Source organism: Corallococcus sp. AB038B, from assembly GCF_003668955.1.
Taxonomy (GTDB): domain Bacteria; phylum Myxococcota; class Myxococcia; order Myxococcales; family Myxococcaceae; genus Corallococcus; species Corallococcus exiguus.
Window position 1 is genome coordinate 1 of record NZ_RAWO01000078.1, and the last position, 466, is coordinate 466.

The 466-nt window shown below is 68.2% G+C and carries 1 protein-coding gene; it reads right to left on the reverse strand.

The annotated features are described in order from the left end of the window. Window positions 1-466, reverse strand: a 466-nt coding sequence (locus D7Y04_RS42610; protein ID WP_121763062.1) for a 4Fe-4S dicluster domain-containing protein, incomplete at both ends; no start/stop codon positions are given.

Here is a 466-nt window from a genome sequence, read left to right on the forward strand (position 1 = left end):
GAACGCGCGCCCGTCCTTCGCCAGCTTCGCCACGCGGCTGTTCGGGTCATTCACGTCCCCGAAGTGGATGGCCTTCGCGGGGCAGCTCTGCTGACAGGCCGTCTGGATGTCGCCGTCCTTCAGCGCCCGGCCCTCGCGAACAGCCTCCGCCTTGCCCTCCTGGACGCGCTGCACGCAGAGCGAGCACTTCTCCATGACGCCCCGGCTGCGCACCACCACGTCCGGGTTGAGCACCATCCGCTCCAGCGGCTCGTCGTGCGGATAGTCGAACCAGTTGAAGCGGCGGACCTTGGTGGGGCAGTTGTTCGCGCAGTAGCGCGTGCCCACGCAGCGGTTGTAGACCTGCTGGTTGAGCCCCTCGCTGGAGTGCACCGTCGCGAGCACCGGGCACACCGTCTCGCACGGCGCGTTCTCGCAGTGCTGGCACATCATCGGCTGATGCACCACCTGGGGGTTCGCCTCGTCG